The organism is Streptomyces sp. NPDC088116 (assembly GCF_044741745.1).
Lineage (GTDB): Bacteria > Actinomycetota > Actinomycetes > Streptomycetales > Streptomycetaceae > Streptomyces.
Genome location: NZ_JBIUTF010000006.1, coordinates 71847 through 91392, shown reverse-complemented (window position 1 = coordinate 91392; position 19546 = coordinate 71847). Strand labels below are relative to the sequence as shown.

At 69.1% G+C, this 19546-nt stretch carries 17 protein-coding genes; 8 read left to right on the top strand and 9 right to left on the bottom strand.

Annotation, left to right across the window (positions count from 1 at the left end; all coding sequences use genetic code 11):
- Positions 1 to 39: 39 nt before the first annotated feature.
- From ACIOJD_RS23990 to htpG, 4 genes are all read left to right on the top strand, one after another.
- Positions 40 to 1257 (top strand): lactate 2-monooxygenase, encoded by a 1218-nt coding sequence (locus ACIOJD_RS23990; protein WP_401917209.1) that lies wholly within the window; start codon positions 40 to 42, stop codon positions 1255 to 1257.
- Positions 1254 to 3224, top strand: coding sequence for a CocE/NonD family hydrolase (locus ACIOJD_RS23985; protein WP_401917207.1), 1971 nt, complete (start codon positions 1254 to 1256; stop codon positions 3222 to 3224). The genes ACIOJD_RS23990 and ACIOJD_RS23985 overlap by 4 nt, the downstream gene beginning before the upstream one ends.
- Positions 3225 to 3306: 82 nt before the next feature.
- On the top strand, positions 3307 to 4269 hold the full coding sequence (locus ACIOJD_RS23980) for a GNAT family N-acetyltransferase (protein WP_401917204.1): 963 nt from the start codon (positions 3307 to 3309) through the stop codon (positions 4267 to 4269).
- A 167-nt stretch (positions 4270 to 4436) separates the two neighbouring features.
- Positions 4437 to 6362 (top strand): molecular chaperone HtpG, encoded by a 1926-nt coding sequence (gene htpG / locus ACIOJD_RS23975; RefSeq protein ID WP_401917202.1) that lies wholly within the window; start codon positions 4437 to 4439, stop codon positions 6360 to 6362.
- Positions 6363 to 6485: 123 nt separating this feature from the next.
- Here htpG and ACIOJD_RS23970 read toward each other — a convergent pair whose 3' ends face one another.
- Both ACIOJD_RS23970 and ACIOJD_RS23965 read right to left on the bottom strand, forming a co-directional pair.
- Positions 6486 to 7244, bottom strand: a complete 759-nt coding sequence (locus tag ACIOJD_RS23970) for a dienelactone hydrolase family protein (RefSeq protein WP_401917200.1) — start codon at positions 7242 to 7244, stop codon at positions 6486 to 6488.
- A gap of 108 nt (positions 7245 to 7352) precedes the next feature.
- Positions 7353 to 8117 carry an NADPH-dependent F420 reductase gene (locus ACIOJD_RS23965; protein ID WP_401917197.1) on the bottom strand — a complete coding sequence of 255 codons (765 nt, stop codon included), beginning with the start codon at positions 8115 to 8117 and terminating at the stop codon, positions 7353 to 7355.
- Positions 8118 to 8275: 158 nt separating this feature from the next.
- Here ACIOJD_RS23965 and ACIOJD_RS23960 point away from each other — a divergent pair, with 158 nt between their 5' ends.
- Complete coding sequence (locus ACIOJD_RS23960) at positions 8276 to 8899, top strand: TetR/AcrR family transcriptional regulator (RefSeq protein ID WP_401917194.1); 624 nt, start codon at positions 8276 to 8278, stop codon at positions 8897 to 8899.
- 123 nt (positions 8900 to 9022) lie between these two features.
- Here the strand turns inward: ACIOJD_RS23960 and ACIOJD_RS23955 are convergent, their stop codons facing one another.
- Together ACIOJD_RS23955 and ACIOJD_RS23950 are read right to left on the bottom strand one after the other, a co-directional pair.
- Positions 9023 to 9694, bottom strand: a complete 672-nt coding sequence (locus ACIOJD_RS23955; RefSeq protein WP_401917191.1) for a restriction endonuclease — start codon at positions 9692 to 9694, stop codon at positions 9023 to 9025.
- A gap of 50 nt (positions 9695 to 9744) precedes the next feature.
- Positions 9745 to 9879, bottom strand: coding sequence for a hypothetical protein (locus ACIOJD_RS23950; RefSeq protein WP_401917188.1), 135 nt, complete (start codon positions 9877 to 9879; stop codon positions 9745 to 9747).
- A 264-nt stretch (positions 9880 to 10143) separates the two neighbouring features.
- Between ACIOJD_RS23950 and ACIOJD_RS23945 the strand changes: the two genes are divergently transcribed.
- Positions 10144 to 11709, top strand: coding sequence for a discoidin domain-containing protein (locus ACIOJD_RS23945; RefSeq protein ID WP_401917185.1), 1566 nt, complete (start codon positions 10144 to 10146; stop codon positions 11707 to 11709).
- Positions 11710 to 11862: 153 nt separating this feature from the next.
- Here the strand turns inward: ACIOJD_RS23945 and ACIOJD_RS23940 are convergent, their stop codons facing one another.
- From ACIOJD_RS23940 to ACIOJD_RS23930, 3 genes are all read right to left on the bottom strand, one after another.
- Positions 11863 to 13020, bottom strand: a complete 1158-nt coding sequence (locus ACIOJD_RS23940) for a diaminopropionate ammonia-lyase (protein ID WP_401917182.1) — start codon at positions 13018 to 13020, stop codon at positions 11863 to 11865.
- Between the two features lie 59 nt (positions 13021 to 13079).
- Complete coding sequence (locus ACIOJD_RS23935; RefSeq protein WP_401917180.1) at positions 13080 to 14060, bottom strand: D-cysteine desulfhydrase family protein; 981 nt, start codon at positions 14058 to 14060, stop codon at positions 13080 to 13082.
- 162 nt (positions 14061 to 14222) lie between these two features.
- Positions 14223 to 14588, bottom strand: a complete 366-nt coding sequence (locus ACIOJD_RS23930) for a YybH family protein (RefSeq protein WP_401917177.1) — start codon at positions 14586 to 14588, stop codon at positions 14223 to 14225.
- A 105-nt stretch (positions 14589 to 14693) separates the two neighbouring features.
- On the opposite strand from ACIOJD_RS23930, the gene ACIOJD_RS23925 reads away from it, so the two are divergent.
- Positions 14694 to 15305, top strand: a complete 612-nt coding sequence (locus tag ACIOJD_RS23925) for a TetR/AcrR family transcriptional regulator (protein ID WP_401917175.1) — start codon at positions 14694 to 14696, stop codon at positions 15303 to 15305.
- A gap of 45 nt (positions 15306 to 15350) precedes the next feature.
- Here the strand turns inward: ACIOJD_RS23925 and ACIOJD_RS23920 are convergent, their stop codons facing one another.
- Together ACIOJD_RS23920 and ACIOJD_RS23915 are read right to left on the bottom strand one after the other, a co-directional pair.
- Positions 15351 to 16379, bottom strand: a complete 1029-nt coding sequence (locus tag ACIOJD_RS23920; RefSeq protein WP_401917173.1) for a methyltransferase — start codon at positions 16377 to 16379, stop codon at positions 15351 to 15353.
- A gap of 144 nt (positions 16380 to 16523) precedes the next feature.
- Positions 16524 to 16940: an organic hydroperoxide resistance protein gene (locus tag ACIOJD_RS23915; RefSeq protein ID WP_401917170.1), complete on the bottom strand. Its 417-nt coding sequence runs from the start codon at positions 16938 to 16940 to the stop codon at positions 16524 to 16526.
- A gap of 326 nt (positions 16941 to 17266) precedes the next feature.
- On the opposite strand from ACIOJD_RS23915, the gene ACIOJD_RS23910 reads away from it, so the two are divergent.
- Complete coding sequence (locus tag ACIOJD_RS23910) at positions 17267 to 18223, top strand: GlxA family transcriptional regulator (protein ID WP_401917168.1); 957 nt, start codon at positions 17267 to 17269, stop codon at positions 18221 to 18223.
- Positions 18224 to 19546: the final 1323 nt, after the last annotated feature.

Genomic DNA, 19546 nt, shown 5'->3' with positions numbered 1-19546 from the left:
ACCCCCGTGTCGCGGCTCCGAGAAGACGAAGGAGAACGCATGGCAGCGCCCCGACGCAGCTTCGCGGACTACCAGTTCGAGATCTACATGAGAGGGCTTCAGGACGAGGTCCCGCCGTTCACCACGGACCTGTCGGCCCTGGAGGACGCGGCCCGCGACCGCATCGGCCCGCAGCCGTACTGGTACGTCGCGGGCGCGGCCGGCACCGGCGCCACCGCCCGCGCCAACCGCGCCGCGTTCGACGCGCACCGGATCGTCCCGCGCATGCTGCGCGACGCCACCGCCCGTGACCTGCGCACCACCGTGCTCGGCAGCGAACTGGCCGCCCCGGTGCTGCTCGCCCCCATCGGCGTGCAGTCCGTCGTCCACCCGGACGGCGAACTGGCCACCGCCCGCGCGGCCGAGGCCACCGGCGTACCGATGGTGCTGAGCACCGCGTCCTCGCACACGATCGAGGAAGTGGCCGAGGCCAACGGCGACGGGCAGCGCTGGTTCCAGCTGTACTGGCCGCACGACGACGAGGTGACCGCCAGCATCCTCGAACGGGCCCGCGCGGCCGGATACACGACCCTTGTCGTCACCCTGGACACCTGGCAGCTGGCCTGGCGACCGCACGACCTGGACCAGGCGTATCTGCCGTTCATCCGCGGCGACGGCGTCGCCATCCCGCTCTCCGACCCGGTCTTCCGCTCCCGGCTGGACCGTCCCGCCGAGGAGGATCCGCGGGCCGCCGCCATGCGGTGGCTGCCGATCTTCAGCGGAAAGGCGCACACCTGGGACGAACTGGGCTTCCTGCGGGAACACTGGGACGGCCCGATCGTGCTCAAGGGCATCGTGCACCCGCAGGACGCGCGCCGGGCCGTGGAAGCCGGCGTGGACGGCGTCGTGGTCTCCAACCACGGAGGGCGCCAGGTGGACGGAGCGGTCGCCGCCCTCGACGCGCTCGTCGACGTCGTCGCCGAGGTCGGCGACGAGACCGAGGTGCTCTTCGACTCCGGCATCCGCGGCGGCTCCGACGTGTTCAAGGCGCTGGCCCTGGGCGCCCGTGCCGTACTGCTCGGCCGCCCCTACGTCTACGGTCTGGCCCTCGGCGGCGCAGCCGGGGTGCGGCACGTCGTCCGGGGCCTGCTCGCCGACCTCGACCTGACGATGGGCCTGGTCGGCTGTACGGAAGTGGCGCAGATCGGCCCGGACACACTGCACCGGCCGCACACGCCGGTACGCGCGGCGGCACCGGGCGGGGAGGCCGGACGGTGAACCGCGATCGAGGGCGTACCGGCCGGCCGGCCGCGGCGATCACCGGCGCGCTCGCGCTGGCGCTGACCTCGGTGGTCCTCACCGGGTCCGGGGTACTGGCCGACACCGCGCCGACCGCGACCGCCCGGGGCGGCCCGGCACCGGCGGCCACCGCCGCGTGGCCCCCCGCCACCGGCCGGGGCCCCTGCGAGGTCGGTGAGACCACCGATGTCGGCGCGAAGATGCGGGACGGCACCGTACTGCGCGCGGACGTCTACCGGCCGCGCACCGAGGACAAGGTCCCGGTCATACTGATGCGGACCCAGTACGGCAAGGCGGACGCCGAGGTGCAGCCGTCGAGTTACCAGTCCCCGGAGTGGTTCGCCTCGCACTGCTATCTCGTCGTGGTGCAGGACGTACGCGGTCAGTACGCCTCCGACGGCGACTTCTACGAATTCGCGAACGAGGGCGAGGACGGCTACGACAGCGTGGAATGGGCGGCCCGGCTGCCCGGTTCCAATGGCAAGGTGGGCATGTACGGGTCCTCCTACGTCGGCGCCACCCAGTGGCTGGCCGCCCAGGAACGTCCGCCGCACCTGAAGACGATCGTGCCCGCCCTCACCTCCGACGACTACTACGACGGCTGGACCTACGAGGGCGGCGCGTTCCGGCTGAACTTCGTCGTGCCATGGGCGATGCGCAAGATCGTTCCGTCGGCCGCCGCCAACCGCGCCGACTGGAAGACGTACCACCAGGTCAACCGGGACTACCTGGACGTACAGAAATGGCTGGGCACGGCCCCGTACAACAGGTTCCGCCCGTTCCACCCCGGGGATCCGAAGGTCGCCCCGTACTTCTTCGACTGGATCAACCACCGTACGAACGACGACTACTGGCGACGGTGGGCTCCGAAGGAGCACTACGAGAAGGTCGACATCCCCGTGCTCAACTACGCGGGCTGGTACGACGCCTTCCTCGACGGCTCGGTCAAGAACTACGAGGGGATGGTGCGCAGGGCCGGTTCGCCCGGGGCGCGCGAGAACCAGCGGCTGGTCATCGGGCCCTGGGACCACACCGGCTGGGGGCGCCCGACCAGCGCCGCCGCTCCGATGCTCCAGCGGATCGGCCCGGCGGCCAACAGCCCGATCAACGAGATGATGCTCGCCTGGTGGGACCACCATCTCAAGGGCGAGGACAACGGAGTCCGGCGCGACGGCGTGGACTATTTCGTGATGGGCGCGAACAAGTGGCGCACCGCGCCCTCCTGGCCGCTGCCGGGGACCCGCTGGACCGACTACTACCTGGGCTCCACCGGCCACGCCGCGGGCAACACCCAGGACGGCACGCTCTCGACCACACCGCCCGCCAGGGGCACCGGCGCCCCGGCCGACCGCTACACCTACGACCCGCGCAACCCGGTGCCCAGCGTCGGCGGCCACTCCTGCTGTACGGCGGCGATCAGTACCCAGGGCCCGTACGACCAGCAGCAGATCGAACAGCGCCCGGACGTGGCCGTCTACACCGGTGCGCCGATGACCGAGGACACCGAGGTCACCGGACCGATCACGGTGAAGCTGTACGCCGCTTCCTCGGCGCCGGACACCGACTGGACCGCCAAGCTCGTCGACGTACACCCCGACGGTACGGCGGTGAACCTCAACAGCGGCATCGTGCGCGCCAGTTACCGCGAATCGTCGACCGATCCGAAGCCGATCGTGCCGGGCAAGGTGTACGCGTACACGATCAAGGTGTGGCCGACCAGCAACCTGTTCAAGAAGGGGCACCGGATCCGGCTGGACATCTCTTCCAGCGACTACCCGCAGTACGACCCGAACCCCAACACCGGCGGCTGGCTGGGGGAGTCAACGGCCCGGCGCGTGGCGCACCAGACCGTGCTGCACGACGCGGCACACCCGTCCAGGGTCACACTGCCGGTGATCCCGGACGGCGGCCTGTCCCAGGGCAGCGACACGCCCCCGCAGAAGTAAGGTCGGCGGCATCTGGTGCGGGAGGGGCGCCGCGCCACGGAGGACCGTGACCGTGATACCCGAACCGACGGAAAGGCAAGGCATGCACGACGTACGCCGGGCTCGTACGGCCGACTACCCCACGCTCGTGGAGTGTGTCCAGAAGTGGTGGGGGGACTCCCGCACTCCGGAAGGCGCACGAGAGCTGTCGCTGCTGCTGCCGCGGCTGTTCCTCCAGCACTTCGCCTCGACCAGTCTGGTGGTGGAGGACGAGACCGGTATCCGGGCGTTCCTGGTCGGTTTCCACTCCGCCGACAACGCGACGGAGGCGTACATCCACTTCGTCGGAGTGGACCCGCTGCTGCGCGAGCGGGGCATCGCCCGCGGGCTCTACACCACCTTCTTCGAGCACGCCGCCGCGGCGGGCCGCACCGAGGTGCACGCCATCACCTCGCCGGGGAACACCGGCTCCGTGGCTTTCCACCGCGCCATGGGCTTCGAGCTGGACGCCGGCGACCGGGAGACCGACGGCCTTCCCACGCACAGCGACTACGACGGCCCCGGCCAGGACCGGGTGGTATTCCGCAGGAAGCTCGGCGCACCGGTCATGGACACACTGGAGCCCTTCACCACGCGCCCGGCGGCGCCGGAGGACTTCGACGCCATCATCGCGGTGGTCGACGACTGGTGGGGGCGCCCCGCCTCCCGCGACCTGACCCGCCTCTTCGTCAGCCACTTCTTCGAGACCAGCCTGATCGCCGAGCGCGACGGCGAGCTGGCCGGCTTCGTCATCGGCTTCCTCTCGCCGTCCAAGCCGGAGGAGGCGTACATCCACTTCACCGGTATCGCCCCCGCCTGGCGCCGCTCCGGCCTCGGGCGCTTCCTCTACGAGCGGTTCTTCGAGCGGGCGCGCGCCGACGGTAGGACCGTCGTCAAGGCCATCACCTCACCCCAGAACTCCCGTTCCATCGCCTTCCACAACGCCATGGGCTTCACCGACTCCGCCCCGATCGCGGACTACGACGGCCCGTCGCTGGACCGGGTCACGTTCACCCGTCCCCTCTGAGACATGCGACGGCTCCCGGAACCCAGCGCGTCCGGGAGCCGTTGCATGTCAGGGGACGGGTCCGGGAACGGCCGCATCCGCGAACAGTGGTCTTTCGACCGGACTCGTTGACCTAAGGTTTTCCAGGAAGTTTTGTCACCAGGTAACCCGAGTAGGAATCCACGAATATGCCGACTGAGACATTCGAGTTCCAGGTAGAAGCGCGCCAGCTCCTCCAGATGATGATCCACTCGATCTATTCGAACAAGGACGTCTTTCTGCGTGAGCTCATCTCCAACTCTTCCGACGCGCTGGACAAGCTTCGCCTCGAAGTCCTCCGCGACGACACGCTCGGCGTGGACGTGTCCGACCTCCACATCGGCATCGAGACCGGAGAGGACCCGCGCACGCTCACGGTCCGCGACAACGGCATCGGAATGTCGTACGACGAGGTGGTCCAGCTCATCGGAACGATCGCGAACTCCGGTACCGCGAAGTTCCTGAAGGAGCTGAAGGAGTCCAAGGACGTCGACAACGAGGGACTCATCGGGCAGTTCGGGGTCGGCTTCTACGCCGGTTTCATGGTGGCCGAGGAGGTCACACTGCTGACCCGGCGGGCTGGCGAGAGCAAGGGCACCCGCTGGACGTCCACCGGCGAGGGCACCTACACCCTCGAGGCGGTCGAGGACGCGCCGCAGGGCACGGCCGTCACCCTGCGGCTCAAGCCGGCCGACGCCGAGGACCAGCTGTTCGACTACACCTCCCCCTGGAAGATCAGGGAGATCGTCAAGCGGTACTCGGACTTCATCACCTGGCCGATCCGGATGGCCGCAGCCGACCCCCAGAGCGGCGAAGGCGCCGAGGACGGCGAGGACGGCGCCCGGCCGGAACCCGAGACGATCAACTCCATGAAGGCCCTGTGGGCGCGGTCGCGCGACGAGGTGACCGACGAGGAGTACCACGAGCTCTACAAGCACATCAGCCATGACTGGGCCGACCCGCTCGAGACCGTCCGGATGCAGGCGGAGGGCACCTTCGAGTACCAGGCCCTGCTCTTCATCCCCTCGCGCGCGCCCCAGGACCTGTTCACCCAGGGACACAAGCGGGGGATACAGCTCTATGTGAAGCGCGTCTTCATCATGGACGACTGCGAGGCCCTCCTGCCGGAGTACCTCCGCTTCGTGAAGGGCGTCGTCGACGCCCAGGACCTGTCGCTCAATGTGTCCCGCGAGATCCTCCAGCAGGACCGACAGATCCAGCTGATGCACCGCCGGCTGGTCAAGAAGGTCCTGTCCACCGTCAAGGAGATGATGTCCGCCCACGCGGACCGCTACGCGACGTTCTGGAAGGAGTTCGGCAAGGTCGTCAAGGAGGGACTGCTCAGCGACTTCGAGAACCGCGACGCGATTCTCGGCGTCTCGTCGTTCGCCTCCACCCACGACAAGGACGAGCTGACCACTCTCCAGCAGTACGTGGAGCGGATGAAGGAGGGGCAGCAGCACATCTTCTACATGACGGGCGAGTCCCGGGCGGCCATGGAGAACTCGCCCCACATGGAGGCCTTCCGGGCCCGGGGCGTCGAGGTGCTGCTCCTGACCGACCCCGTCGACGAGGTCTGGGTCGAGGCCGTCCCCGAGTTCGACGGCAGGCAACTGCGCTCCATCGCCAAGGGCGAAGCCGACCTCGACACCGAGGAGGAGAAGAAGGAGGTCGAGGGCGAGCGTGAGAAGCGGCAGCAGGAGTACGCGGGCCTGCTGACCTGGATGACGGAGCAGCTCAGCGAGGACGTGAAGGAGGTACGGCTCTCCTCCCGCCTCACCGTCTCCCCGGCCTGCGTCGTTTCGGACAGCGACGACGTCACCCCGGCCCTGCGGAGCATGTACCGGGCCATGGGCCAGGAGATGCCGCAGACCAAGCGCATCCTTGAACTCAACCCCGATCACCCGCTGGTCGACGGTCTGCGGAAGGCCCAGGCCGAGCGTGACTCCGACCCGGGCCTCGCCGAGACGGCCGAACTGGTCTACGGAATGGCGCTGCTTGCCGAGGGCGGCGAACTGAGCGACCCGTCGCGCTTCACCAAACTGGTGGCGGAGCGCCTGGAGCGCACCCTGTAGGACATCCCGGCGCCCGGAGGGCGACCAGGGGAGCAACGAGGGGCGTCCGACGCGCAGGTGTGCACGTCGGACGCCCCTCGCGTACGTCCGGCGGAGCCCCGTACGTCCGGCGGAACCGCCGAATCAGAGGGCGCGGCCCAGGAGTTCCAGCAGGGCCGTCCAGTGGCGTTCCGTCGCTTCGGCGTCGTGCATGGCCGTGTCGGCCTGGGTGAAGCCGTGGTGGGCGCCGGTGTAGACCTCGGTGCGGTGGCGCACGCCCGCCGCGGTGAGCGCCTTGTCGAGGCGGTCGACCTGCTCCGGGGGCAGGGTGGAGTCCTGGTCGGCGTGGCCGAAGTAGAGCTCGGCGGTGATGCGGTCGGCGAGCAGGTGGGGGCTGTCCGGCGCCTCGGTCGCGAGATACGCGCCGTGGAAGCCCGCCGCCGCGGCCACCTGGTCCGGGTGGGTGCCGGCGGTACGCAGGGCCAGCCCGGCGCCCATGCAGTAACCGGTGATGCCCACCGGGCCGCCGGTGGTCAGCGGGGAGGCGGCCAGCCAGTCGAGGTAGGCGCCGGCGTCCCGCATGGCTGCCTCGGGGGTGAGCGTCGCCATGGCCGGGCGGATGCTCTCGAAGATCTCCGGGCGCTCGGCGGGGTTGATGAAATCGGGAAGCGGCACCAGGGGCGCCCGCCCGCTGCGGTAGACGACGTTGGGGACCAGGACCGTGTAGCCGGCCGAGGCGAGCCGGTCCGCCATCTTCTTCAGGTGGGGGCGCAGTCCGAAGGCGTCCATGTAGAAGAGGACGGCGGGGTGCGGGGCGTTGTCGTCGGGGTGGGTCAGGTACGCGTCGGCGGTTCCGTCCTGAGTGGGGATGTCTACGGACGATCCGTGTACAGCGGCGGTCATGGGTGTCTCTTTTCGTTACGGGGGGTGGATCTCGTGACGGGGGTGGATCGTGACGGCGTGCGGACACAGCGGGCGGCTGCGGGTACAGCGGGTGGGCGCGGTCCGGGCTCAGTTCCCGGAGATGGCCGCGCGGGAGCCACCCGCGGGGCCTCTGGTGGCCGTGTCGGTCAGTTCCTTGACACGGTCGGCGGGAACCGGGACGCCCAGGGCCTCGAAGAACCAGTGCCGCGCCGCCTCCTGGTTCATCTCCCCGGGCCGCTCGCCCATGTACGGATGGACGTAGACCGGGGTACCGGGCTCGCTGCGCCAACTGTCGGCAAGCGTACCGATGTCCACCGCGTCGTAGCCGAGGACGTCCAGCAGCCGGGCCACCTCCGCCTTGGCGGCCGGGTCGTCGGCGGCGATGGGAAGGGCGCTGCGGTCCGGGGCGCCTGCGGGCCGGGCGCTGGTGAACAGGCGGCGGAAGTCGATGTTGTTGAACGCCTTGACCACACGGGAGCCGGTGAGCCGCCGCTGCACCAGGCCGCTGGTGGTCAGCTCTCCCGCGTCCAGTTCGGCGATGCGGCCGTCGCGCTCGGGGTAGTAGTTCATGGTGTCTATGACGGTCCGGCCCGCCAGGGCGACGGCGGGGAGCCGGTCGTGGGCATGCAGCGGGACGGTCGCCACCACCAGGTCGCCGGCCCGCGCGGCTTCGGCGGGTGTGGCCGCTCGCGCACGCTCGCCGAGTTCGCCGACGAGACCGGCGAGGCTCTCGGGGCCACGGGAGTTGCTCAGGACGACGTCCAGGCCGGCGGCGACGGCGAGGCGGGCCAGAGTGCCGCCGATCATGCCGCTGCCGATGACTCCGAGGGTCTGCGTCCGATGCTCGGTCACGGTGCCAGGTCTCCGTTTCAGCGGGAGGGGCGTTCGGGTCTCCTCCGGGTGCCCCTCGAAGCCGACTGCGATATCTCAGGTCATATATGAAACTCGGTGTCACGTTAGTAACTGAGATGCACTCCTGCAAGTCGGTGCCAAAGAGATAGGGTCGCGGCGTGAGCGGAACAGCGCGTACGAACACGAGAGACATCGCCCGAGCCGCCGTGCGGGCCGAACTGGCCCAGGTGGCCTTCGACTTGTTCCGCCGCGAGGGCTTCCACGGGGTCACCCTCGACGACCTCGCCGCGGCCGCCGGGGTGTCCCGCAGCACCTTCCTGCGGTACTTCGGCACCAAGGAGGACGCCGTTCTCGGTGCCTTCGACGCCCACGGCGGGCAGGCCGCCGACGCCCTCCGCGCCCGCCCCGCGGCCGAGGACGACTGGACGGCGCTGCGGCGTGCTCTGGACACCGTCATCGAGCGCTACCACGAGGACCCGGCCGGCGCCCTCGCGACAACCCGTCTCGTCCGGGACACACCCGCCCTGTGCGCCCGGCAGTTGGAGAAACAGCACGGCTGGCGCCCCGCGCTGGGCCGGGCCCTCGCCGAACGGGACGGCTCGTCGAGGTCCGCGACGATCGGCCAGACGGTACGCGCCGCCGCCGCCCTGGACTGTCTGAATGTCGCCATCGACCACTGGACCGCGAGCGACGGCCGACTGGACCTCGCCGACCTCTTGGACGAAGCCTTCGCCGCGCTCGCGCCCGCGCGAGCGGTGACCTCGCCCGGCGAGCCGGGCTGACGGCGTCCTTGAGATCGCGACGACTCCCCGGCATCGGCCGGGGAGGCGTCGGCGTGCGGGGACGCGCTTCCTGCGCGGGATCCCGCTCCTCGAGAACACCGTGCTCCGGCAACGGCGTACCGGTCAGGACAGCGCGGACGGCTTCCGCGGCGGTGGCAGGCGGTTGAGGATCTCCCACAGCGGCCGGGAGCCGGCGGCCCACTCGCCCAGCAGATGCCGGTCGACCAGGTGCAGGCGCTGGGACTTCGCGTACGGGGGGCACTGCTTGCTGAAGCGGCCGTTCGTCACCAGGACGACGACGTCGCCGCCGTGCAACTGCCGGCCGGTGCCGTTCAGGACGTGAAGGTCAGGGGTACCGACCGCGGACCCGGACCAGCCGGCCCGCCTGTGCTTGCACTGGATGACCCACCGCCTGCCCAGCGGGTCGGTGGCCTTCACGTCCGCGCCGTTGTCACCGCGGCCGCCGACCTGGACCGCGTCCGTACAACCGTCCCGCCGCATCAGATCACGTACCGCGTACTCGAACTCCCGGTGGTGCAAAGCGTCCAGATGGGAGAGCTGGTAGCGCAGCCCCTGTTCCCTCACCCGCTCCCACCCCGCGCGCTGGCGCCGCCAGTGCCCCCAGGCGGCCACGGCCCCGGCCGCCAGTACGGCGAGAAGCACCAGCACCCACGGGTGCGCCGCCAGCCACTGGAACACCGCCACCACGACCGACAGCCCCACCACCGCGACGACCAGCAGACCGATGCCCTCCGCCTGCGCCGCCTGCCTTCGAGGTGTCCGGCGTCCCGTCACCCTTCTCCGCGGCGCCGCAGGACGGCGCCGGGCGGGCGGCCTGCGCCGGGTCACCGCCGCCCCCCGGTGCCGACGGCGATGCGCCCGACATCGGCCGCCGAGCCGGTCGAGACCAGGGCGTGTGGCGAAAGTCCCGCCCGGCCCAGCAGCATCCCCCCATGCTCCGTACGGACGTTGATCCCCATAGCTCTCCCCTCGGACGCAACGGCACTCCCCGAACCGATGACCATCCAAGCATCTGCACTGGCAATGAGCGACAGATCGAACGCTCTGCGTCACAGGAGGGGTTGGCGAGACCGAGGGGTTCTTCAGCAGGGCGCGAGTTCGGACAACGGAGCCGGATCGGCAGTGATTCCTGGCGATGTCAGTGGGGGCCGGTAGCTTCTTGGCATCCCGCGGACACGAGTTGTCCCGGATCGCCATCGCAGTACGACTACTGAGGGACGCTCATGGAACCGGTCTTCGCGGATTTCTCCACCACTCCGGCCCGGCTGTCGAACGCCGTTGTCGGGTACCACCGGTGCGGGATCGCACCCTCGCATCTCGCGCTGGGCTCCGACGGATACATCAAGCTGGACTTCACGACGGACGGACACGAGGAAGTCGCCGGGGCCGTCCTCACCGTGACGACCCTCGGCGCCGGCGTTCCCATGGACGTCCTCCTCAACGGCAAGGCCGTGGCGGACGGGCTCACGTTCCCCGGGACCGGCGGGCACGACGTTGCCCAGGACAGCGTCCTGTCCCTCCCGGGAGAGCTGCTGATGCCGGGCGACAACCTCCTGGAGATACGCAGCCCCGCCGGCGAGGCGGAGTTGCTCCGGCTGACCACCATCACCCTGGACCCCGCCCACGACAGCGGCCGCGCCCGGCGCGCCATGGCCGCCAGGGCGAGCGCCCGTTCGGTCTTCGCGTTCGGTACCGAGCGGCGCCCTGCCCACTCCACCGTGTGGCAGCCCGCTCCGCGGCTGCTCTTCCACATCGACCGGGGCGACCGGGCGGTTCCCGCACAGCTCTCGTGGCGCGGGACGGACGGCGCGGAAGCGGCGATAGCCTTCCGCGCGGACATGTCCGGCTTCCGTGGTCACTACCGCGCGGCCGACGGCGCGCTCGGCGAGTTCCGTGGCACGCTCGCGGACCGTTGGGCCTACCCCGACGGCACCGCGGACGCCCCACTGCACCGGTTCTCCACCGAGGAGGGGCAGGACGGTGACTGGCGTCCCTCCGGTGAACTGCGACTCCTGCTCGACGACGGCCGGGCGACGCCCGTGGAGCGGGTGTCCTGGAGCGACCGGCGCGGGAACGCGGCCTCGGTCACCCTGTCCGCCGCCGTCACCACGGCCGACGGCCCTGCCGCGACCGGCGAACTGCGCGACATCACCGACACGGTCACCGATGTCGAGGCGAGCGACGAGTTCGAGGCGGCGGGGGAGGTCGCGCGCAACCTGCTGCGCAAGTCCCGGAGCAAGTGGCTGGTACACGACGACACCGCCGACCTGGACTTCACCCTCCGGAGCCCGGCCGCGGTCGCGTCGTACAGGCTGACCTCCGCCAACGACGCCCCGGGCCGCGATCCGCGGGAGTGGCACCTCCAGGGCTCGCACGACGGCAACACGTGGACGACGCTCGACACCCGTACCGGCGAACGCTTCACCCACCGCTTCGAGACGAGGGACTTCCCCTTCACCAACACCACCTCCTACCGCCGTTACCGGCTGCGCATCACCGACAACGCCGGCGGACACGAGATCCAGCTCAGCCAGGTCGAGTTCCTCGCCGGTGCCGACACGGCTCCCGCACTCGCCGCGTCCGACTTCATCGGCTACTACGGGCCGGTCGCAGGGGCACCCACCGGGTACCGGGGCACGACCGTTTCCGGACCGGAGTCCGACGCCGAGGGGGAAAAGGAAGGGCCGCGGGAGAAGCTGCTCGCCGGGGACCTGACGGACACCGCCCAGGGCCTGGACAGCGCCGCCCGCCTCATCGGAAAGCTGGCGGAGTACCTCCGGACCCCCTGACCCGTACGTGATCAGTGGAGATGAAGGGTGCCTGACGGGAGTTCTCCCGGCCAGGCACCCCTTCTCAGGAACCGGGAACGAACCGCCGAAGAAGACGTACCGGGCCGAGGCCCCCGGGAGCCGTACGGGCAGTGGCCCGGGTTCCGGAGCCGGTCACGACCGCTCCTCCTGGGTGTGGGGGTTGGCCGCGATGCCCTCCGTGCTGAGCAGGACGACGGTCGAGGCGCCGTCGACGGCCAGGGCGGTACGGCGCTCGGCGGCGCCCTCGCCGGTCAAGGCGGCGCGGGCGCCCGCCAGTGAGGCCGCACCGCAGGGGCCCGAGGAGACACCGACGGCGGCGAGGTCGCGTGCGGCATCGGCGCTGTCGGCGTCCGTGACCGCGACAGCGGCGTCCAAGCCGTCGCGCAGCGAAGGCCACGCCAAGCTGGAGACGGTGCCGCAGTTCAGGCCGGCCATGGTGGTGGCGCCGGTCGGCACACTGACCGGCGCCCGGTGGCCGAGGCTGGCCAGGACGCAGGCCGCGGAATCGGGCTCGACCGACAAGAGGGCGGCCGGAGCGGGCCCGGCAGGCCGGCTGCGATAGTGGGCGACCGCGGCCTGCGCGAGCGAGCCCACGCCCACCGGGACCGCCACCAGGCCGGGCGACCCGGCGCCCACGGCGCCCAGCTGCGCGTCGATCTCGGCGAACAGGGTGGAGTAGCCCTCCACGATCCAGCCGGGAATCCGCTCGTAGCCGGGCCAGGCGGTGTCCTGTACGAGCACGGCGTCCTGCCCGTCCGCCGCCTCGTCGGCCGCCCGGCGTACGGCTTCGTCGTAGGAGCCGGGAACCGGTGTAACGTCCGCGCCTTCGTTCGCGATGGCGGCCACAGCCGTCGGGTGCACGCCCTGCGGTACGAAGACATGGGCACGCTGTCCGAACAGGCGCGCCATACGGGCCACGGCCCGGCCGTGATTGCCGTCGGTGGCGGTGACCAGCCGCACCGGGCTGCCGTTGTTCGTCCGCTGCGACAGGACCCGGTGGATCGCCCAGGACGCGCCCAGCGCCTTGAACGCGGGCAGGCCCAGGCGCGAGGACTCGTCCTTGACGAACAGCCGCCCGACACCGAGTTCCCCGGCCAGAGTGGGGAGTTCGGTCAGCGCGGTGGGCGCGTATCCGGGCTGACCGGCATGGAAGTCCCCCACCTCGGCCGGGGGCGGCGCACAGGTCCAGGACCTGGCATCGGATCGTACGAACCACGGCAGGTGGCGCGGGGCGGAGCTGGCGGAGCCGGAAGGATTATTGGACACGTGACCAGCCTGCGACCCAGCCATGTGTTCGGTCCAGTGAATCTTTCCGACCCCGTCGTCGGGAGGACCTCACGAGCGACCGCTCAAGCGGGCTTGTAGGAGCGCAGTGCCGTGACGGACCGCTGCACGGTCTCCGTATGTCCGAACAGCCCCGGAAGCCCGCCTGTGTGGAGAAACACTGTGCGCCGGCCCGGCCGGATGTCGCCATCCCGGACAGCGGCGATGAGTCCGGCCATGGCCCGCCCGCTGTAGACGGGGTCCAGAACGATGCCTTCGGTGACCGCGGCTTTCTTCATGGCTTCCAGGACGGGTTCATGGAGGAGCCCGTATCCCGCGCCGACCTGGTCGGTACGGATGCGCAGGGAACCGGGGGCGATGTCGCTGTGGGTGAGTGCGCCGGCGAGATGGGCCACGGTGGCGGCTGGATCGTCCACTGCCCCGCAGTGGACGCCGAGGACACGCTCCACTCCGAGTGCGGCTGTCAGGCCGGCCATGGTTCCCCCGGAACCAACTGCCAGGACAACGTGTTCCACGTCGGGCAACTGGGCGAGAAGCTCCTGGCCACCCTCGACGTAACCCTGTGCTCCGAGGGGACTCGATCCCCCGAAGGGGATCGAGTAGGGCCGTGCTCCGTCGCGGCTCAGCTGCCGGCAGACATCTTCGGCCACGGAGGCCATGTCGCTGGGACGGCTGTCCCCGGCCCAGAAGACGCCGGCTCCGAAGAGGCTGTCGAGGACGAGATTGCCGGACGCGTGCGCCGCGCTGTCGGGTGTTCCGGGAAAGACGAGTATGACGTCAAGTCCCAGGCGGGCGCCCGCGGCCGCGGTGAGACGGGCGTGGTTGCTCTGCCCGGCACCGGTGGTGACCAGCGTGTCCGCACCCGCGGCCACCGCGGCGCCAACGGTCCATTCCAGTTTGCGGACCTTGTTGCCGCCTCCTCCGAGGCCTATCAGATCGTCCCGCTTGATCCAGAGGTCGTCCTCGCGCAGACCCAGGGCCGCCGCGAGGCGTGGCATCGGCTCCATCGGCGTGGGCCATGTCGACAGGGCGATCTTGTCACTCATGAAGTCTCCGTCCGCAGTGGTGAAGAGGCCGTGGGCGGATACGGATCGCACGGACGTATCCATGATCACCCACCGGCATCACCGCTCCGGAGCCGTTACCGCTCGTGCGGGGGCGGCGCCAAGGGGCGGTGGGCTCGGGGGCGGTGGGCTCGGCCGGGTCGATCAGTGTTCGGCCATGACGCGGGACACGTGGTACTGGCGGATACGCCATGCGTCCACCTCGCGCCGGAGCGTCAGTGACAGGTGCACCGCCGCCTCCCAGCCCTTCGGGTCGCGGAAGGTGACATCGGCGAATCCGCCTGCCACCTGCTCGCCGATGGTGTACGTGCTCAGGACGGTGACTTCGGCGGTGCGATCGTCCGGCACCGCCTCGTAGTACGCGCGCACCGCGTCGCGACCGGCGACGACCTGGGGGCCGAAGCCCTGGAAAAGGGCGTCGGACGTGAACAGGTCGGCCATCGCGTCCACTTGGTGACCGTCGAAAGCGTCCTTCCAGCGATCAAGGATCTCGCGCATCGGGTCGGTCATGACGCCTTCTTTCGTGATGAGTCACCGTGGGGATGAGGGTTCTTCTGCCGTCAATATAGTCGACCGGTCTAGTAAAAAGTAGTCGACCGGTCGTAGACTTGCAAGATGGGACGAACGAGCGATTCAAGAGAGAGGATTCTCGGCGCCGCGCAGACACTCATCGAGCTGCACGGCTACTCCGCCTTGGGCGTGGCCGAGATCTGCAAGGCGGCAGGCGTACCGAAGGGCAGCTTCTACTACTTCTTCAGCTCCAAGGAAGAGCTCGCTCTCGCTGTTCTCGATGAGCACTGGTCCAGCCAACGCGACAGCTGGAACCGGATATTGCGCAGCGATGACCCGCCCCTTCAGCGGCTTCGGGAGCTGTTCGAAGCCACTGAAGCGGGCCAGCGTGCCGGGCAGCAGAGTTGCGGCACCATCTCGGGCTGCCTGTTCGGGAACCTGACCCTGGAGATGAGCAACCAGACCGACGTCATCCGCGAACGCCTGCAAGAGATCTTCGATGCACAGGTCGACATGGTCGACGATGTGGTCAGCGAGGCCCGCGAGCGCGGAGAGGTCGGCGTCGCCGACACCCACGAGGCCGCGCGATCCGTTGTCGCCCAGCTTGAGGGCCAAGTGCTCTTCGCCAAGCTGTACAACAACACGCGGAATCTCGGTGGCCTGTGGAGAGACTGTCTGGCTCTTCTCGGCGCCACGGCTTCCGGCCGAACCGCCTGATTCGCGACCGGGCCGGCGCCGCGCCCCCGTGGTGGGTTCGTGGGGTCAGGTTATGGGCTGGGCCTCGATGACCGCGAATGCTCCGGCAGAACTCACATGGACGCGGCGCAGGCCGGCCGCGGCGAACAGGGAGTCGAACTCGGCCATCTGCCGTTCCCTGCCACCTGTCATGCCGAGCATATTCATGTCCATCAAAGGAGCGAGCCCAGGCTTGCCGGTCTCCTCGACGAGGAGATCGACGATGGCGATACGGCCCCCATCCACCAGTGATGCCCGGCAGTTCTCGAGGATGCGGACACAGTCGGCGTCGTCCCAGTCGTGCAGGATGTACTTGAGCACGTAGAGATCCGCTGCCGGAACGGACTCGAAGAAGTCACCGCCGACGGTGGTGAAACGCCCGTCAAGTCCCTCGGCCTTCGCGGCTTCCGCGGCGGCGGGAACTATATGGGGCAGGTCGAAAACCCCGCCGTCGAGTTCCGGGTTGGCCCTCATCATGGCCCGGATGACGTCACCGCTCGCTCCGCCGATGTCCAGGGCGAGGGCGGTGCCCTTTGTGTCCAGCACGGCGGCTATGCCGAGGGCCGCGGCATAGGACAGATTGCTCATGGACTCGGTGAAGAAGGAGGCTTCGTCGGGGTGCTTGGAGAAGTAGTCGAAGATGTTCGCTTCCCCGTGGGCCGCGGCGACTTGGTGCTGACCCGTTCGAACGGCCTCGGGGAACCTGCCCCACGGGAGCCAGTGACCCGGTGCGGACTGGGAGATGGCGAAGTGCCGCAGCGAGTTGGGGGCATCCGTGCGCAGTGTGCCGAGCAGGGACGTGCCGGTGAAGTGACGCCCGTCCTCGGAGGTCATCAGGCCCAGGGAAGCGCACGTGCGCAGCAGACGCCGGGTCGCGTCGGGATCCGTGGACTCCAATGCGGCGATCGCCTCGGCGGTGTCGGTCCCAGCCGCGAGATGATCCGCGAAGTTGTACAACGCGGCAGCCCGAACCGTCTGAGTAACCCAGAAACCCGTCACCATGCCCATCATCCGCTCATATTCCTGAGCTTCCGCCGGCACTTGTGCGCTGGTCAATTCAAACTCCTCTTCAGAACGACGACATGATGTCGCCGTCGAATCGCGTGATCGCCTGGCTCAAAGATGAAAGTCACGGAGACCCCACTCGGGGCTGCCGGTGAATTTCCGGCAGCCCCGAGTGGGGTGCGGATGTGCGGGTTGTTATTCCACGACGAGTTCGACCGGGATGTTTCCGCGTGTGGCCTTGGAGTACGGGCAGCCCGCGTGCGCCTGCTCGACCAGCTTGTGGCCGGTCTCGTTCCGCAACTGTTCGGGAAGCTTAACCCGCAGCACCGCGGCGAGCGCGAAGCCGCCGTCCGTCGCATCCTTGCCGATGCCGATCTCCGCGGTCACCGAGATCTCACCGGTGGGGATCCTGGCTTCTCGGCCCACCACGCCGAGGGTGCTGGTGAAGCAGGCCGCGTAGCCGGCCGCGAAGAGCTGCTCGGGGTTGGTGCCCTGGCCGTCGCCACCGAGCGCCGGCGGGAACGCCAGGCGCACATCGAGGTGTCCGTCGGCGCTGACGGCACGGCCGTCCCGGCCGTTGGCGGTAACGACCGCGGTGTAGACAGCGTCCATAATTCCCATCACTTTCCTTGCCTGTTCCACTGCTGTTCTCATGTGCCGCGCTTCAGCGGCAGTGCGAAACTTCCCGGCGCACCGGGCCAGGAGATGCTTGGACACCCGGGTGGGCCGGGCGTCCGCGCCGGTCAGGAGACCTCGATCCCCAGCAGGTCGACCGAGGTGATCACAGGCGCCGTGCTGAGCTTCGTCAGCGCGGCCTCTCCCGGCGCCCGACCGCTCCTCGCGTAAGGGCCGCCGGGCTCCCGGCGCACAACGAACCTACGGTGACGGTTTGTGAGCGCATCAGTGGCAGAAACGACACGAGTGATAGCGTTCCCGCCATGCATGTAGTGGTCGTCGTCTTCGACGGCGTGTTCGACTCAGGGCTCGCGGCAATCCTCGACGTACTCAGCAACGCCAACGCGCTGGGCGGACAGCTCCACGAATCGCCCACCTGGAACGTGACGTTGGTCGGCTCGACCGCTCAGGTGCGGACCGGTGCAGGGCTCCTCGTGGCGCCCAAGCCGCTCGACCGCGCACAGACCGCGGACCTCCTGGTCGTTCCGGGACTCGCGGAAAGCGAGCCTTCGGTACTGCTCGACCGGGTCGGCGGCGACGGGTCCCGTCCCGTCCGCGACCTCATCGCGCGAACCCGTGAGCGCGGCACGGACATCGCGTCGGCGTGCACGGGCTCCTTCCTGCTGGCCGAGGCGGGAATCCTGGACGGACTGCGCGCCACGACGACCTGGTGGCTCTCGCCGGCATTCCGGAACAGGTACCCCGGGGTCCAGGTGGATCACAGTCAGATGGTCATCACCTGCGACGGCATCACCACCGCCGGCGCCGCTTTCGGCCACGTCGACCTCGCGCTGGCGATCGTCCGGGCGAGCAGCCCCGCGCTCGCCGACCTGGTCGCCCGCTACCTCGTGGTCGACGAACGCCCGTCGCAGTCCGCGTACACCATCCCCGGTGCCCTGGCTCAGAGCGATCCGGCCGTCGCGGCCTTCGAACTCTGGATCCGCGAGCGTCTGGACGAACCCATCAGCATCCCCGACGCGGCCAGAGCCATCGGCGTCAGCGAACGGACCCTGCAGCGCTCCGTGCGGCGCGCCGTCGGAACGTCCCCCATCCGGTTCGTCCAGGACCTGAGAGTCGAACGCGCCTGCCACCTGCTGCGCACCACCGAACTGTCCCTGGAAACCATCTCCCGGAAAGTCGGCTACGAACACCCCAACACCCTGCGGGTGCTCCTTCGTGAACGTACCGGAAAGACAACATCGGCCCTGCGCGGCGGGTGATGCGGCCGGTGTTCGCCAGGAGCACCTGTATCAGGGCCTCGACCCCCGCGCGAGCGGCGACGTGAGATCCCGACGGTCCTGGCCGCCCTCGAATCGCTCAACTGCAACACGCTGCCGTGGCGGCTCGGCCGGCTCACCCGGACCAACTCTTCCCGCTGAGCGGTCGAGCGGCCCCGGCCTCGGCGGGGACCGCATCCGTCCCGATCACCGTTCGGTACGAGCGCAAAGGCGGACACTTCCTCGCCTTCTTCGCCCTCACGGCCGCGCTGATCCGCTACAAGAAACCTGCCAAACGCACCACATGAGACATCGTCATATCAGTCCATCAGGCGCCGACTTCGCACTGTGACTCTCGCAACACCGCATCGGGTTGCGATCGCAATGAGGGGTTGGATAATTAGTTACGAGCAAACTCTGCTGGTACAGAAGGAAATTGAGATCAGAGATCGATGGCCCCAGCAAGCTGGGGCCGCCCGAAGCACTGGATTGCAACCGATCACTCCGCTGTAATCCCGACATGTCTGGTTGAGCTAACTGATGCGCCTTGTCCACTTTTCGATGACTGTTGACTCCAACCGCTCAAGGTTACGGAGAAGTTTCAGTGCCCGCACTGGCCGGTGTCTGCGGTGAGGGCTCGAATCCCGGTGCAATCCCTTTGCGGGCGAGCTGTGTTCGCCTCCTTCCTTCTCACGCACGCGGCATCCCGCGTATCACCTGAAGCGCGCCAAGGCGTGGGTGCGCGATGTCAACACCACATAAACGGCCGAGGAGTTCGTCCTCGGATGTGTGTACCGACCGCGTCATGCCCTGAGTTCCGCCGACGCGTGTCGGCGACCCATCGCCGCCCTGGTCAACGGCGGCGGTACGGTTAGCACTTGACCCGAGATGATGAGCCACCGGCGAGTTCGAAGCCCATTCCGGGCAAGCTGCCGCAGTCCGCTCAGGGGTCGTTGAGCAGCCGTCAGGTGTCCCCGGCCGACCTCGCTCGCCGTGGCCACGACCAAGGAAGAACCATCTCAAGACGCGCGTAACGCCCCAGTGTTCAGGCGGCTTCGCATTCAGCGTTCCAAGCCGCTGCCCCACCGTTTTCCGCCCAGGCAAGGACTGGGTCGATAGCGGGACTTCCGGCTGCCGTAAAGCGGCTTCCCATACGTTTTGTCCTACGGTTTTCACTAGTGAAAACCGTGCGGCTCCATGCATAACCTGTCGAAAGCCCAATGACCTTCATGCCGGCCATGTGCGGCGCCCCGAGCTGTCTGCGCACACCCGATACGGCTGAGACCGTCATTCGATCGAATCAATATCGCCAGGACCTCGGAAAGG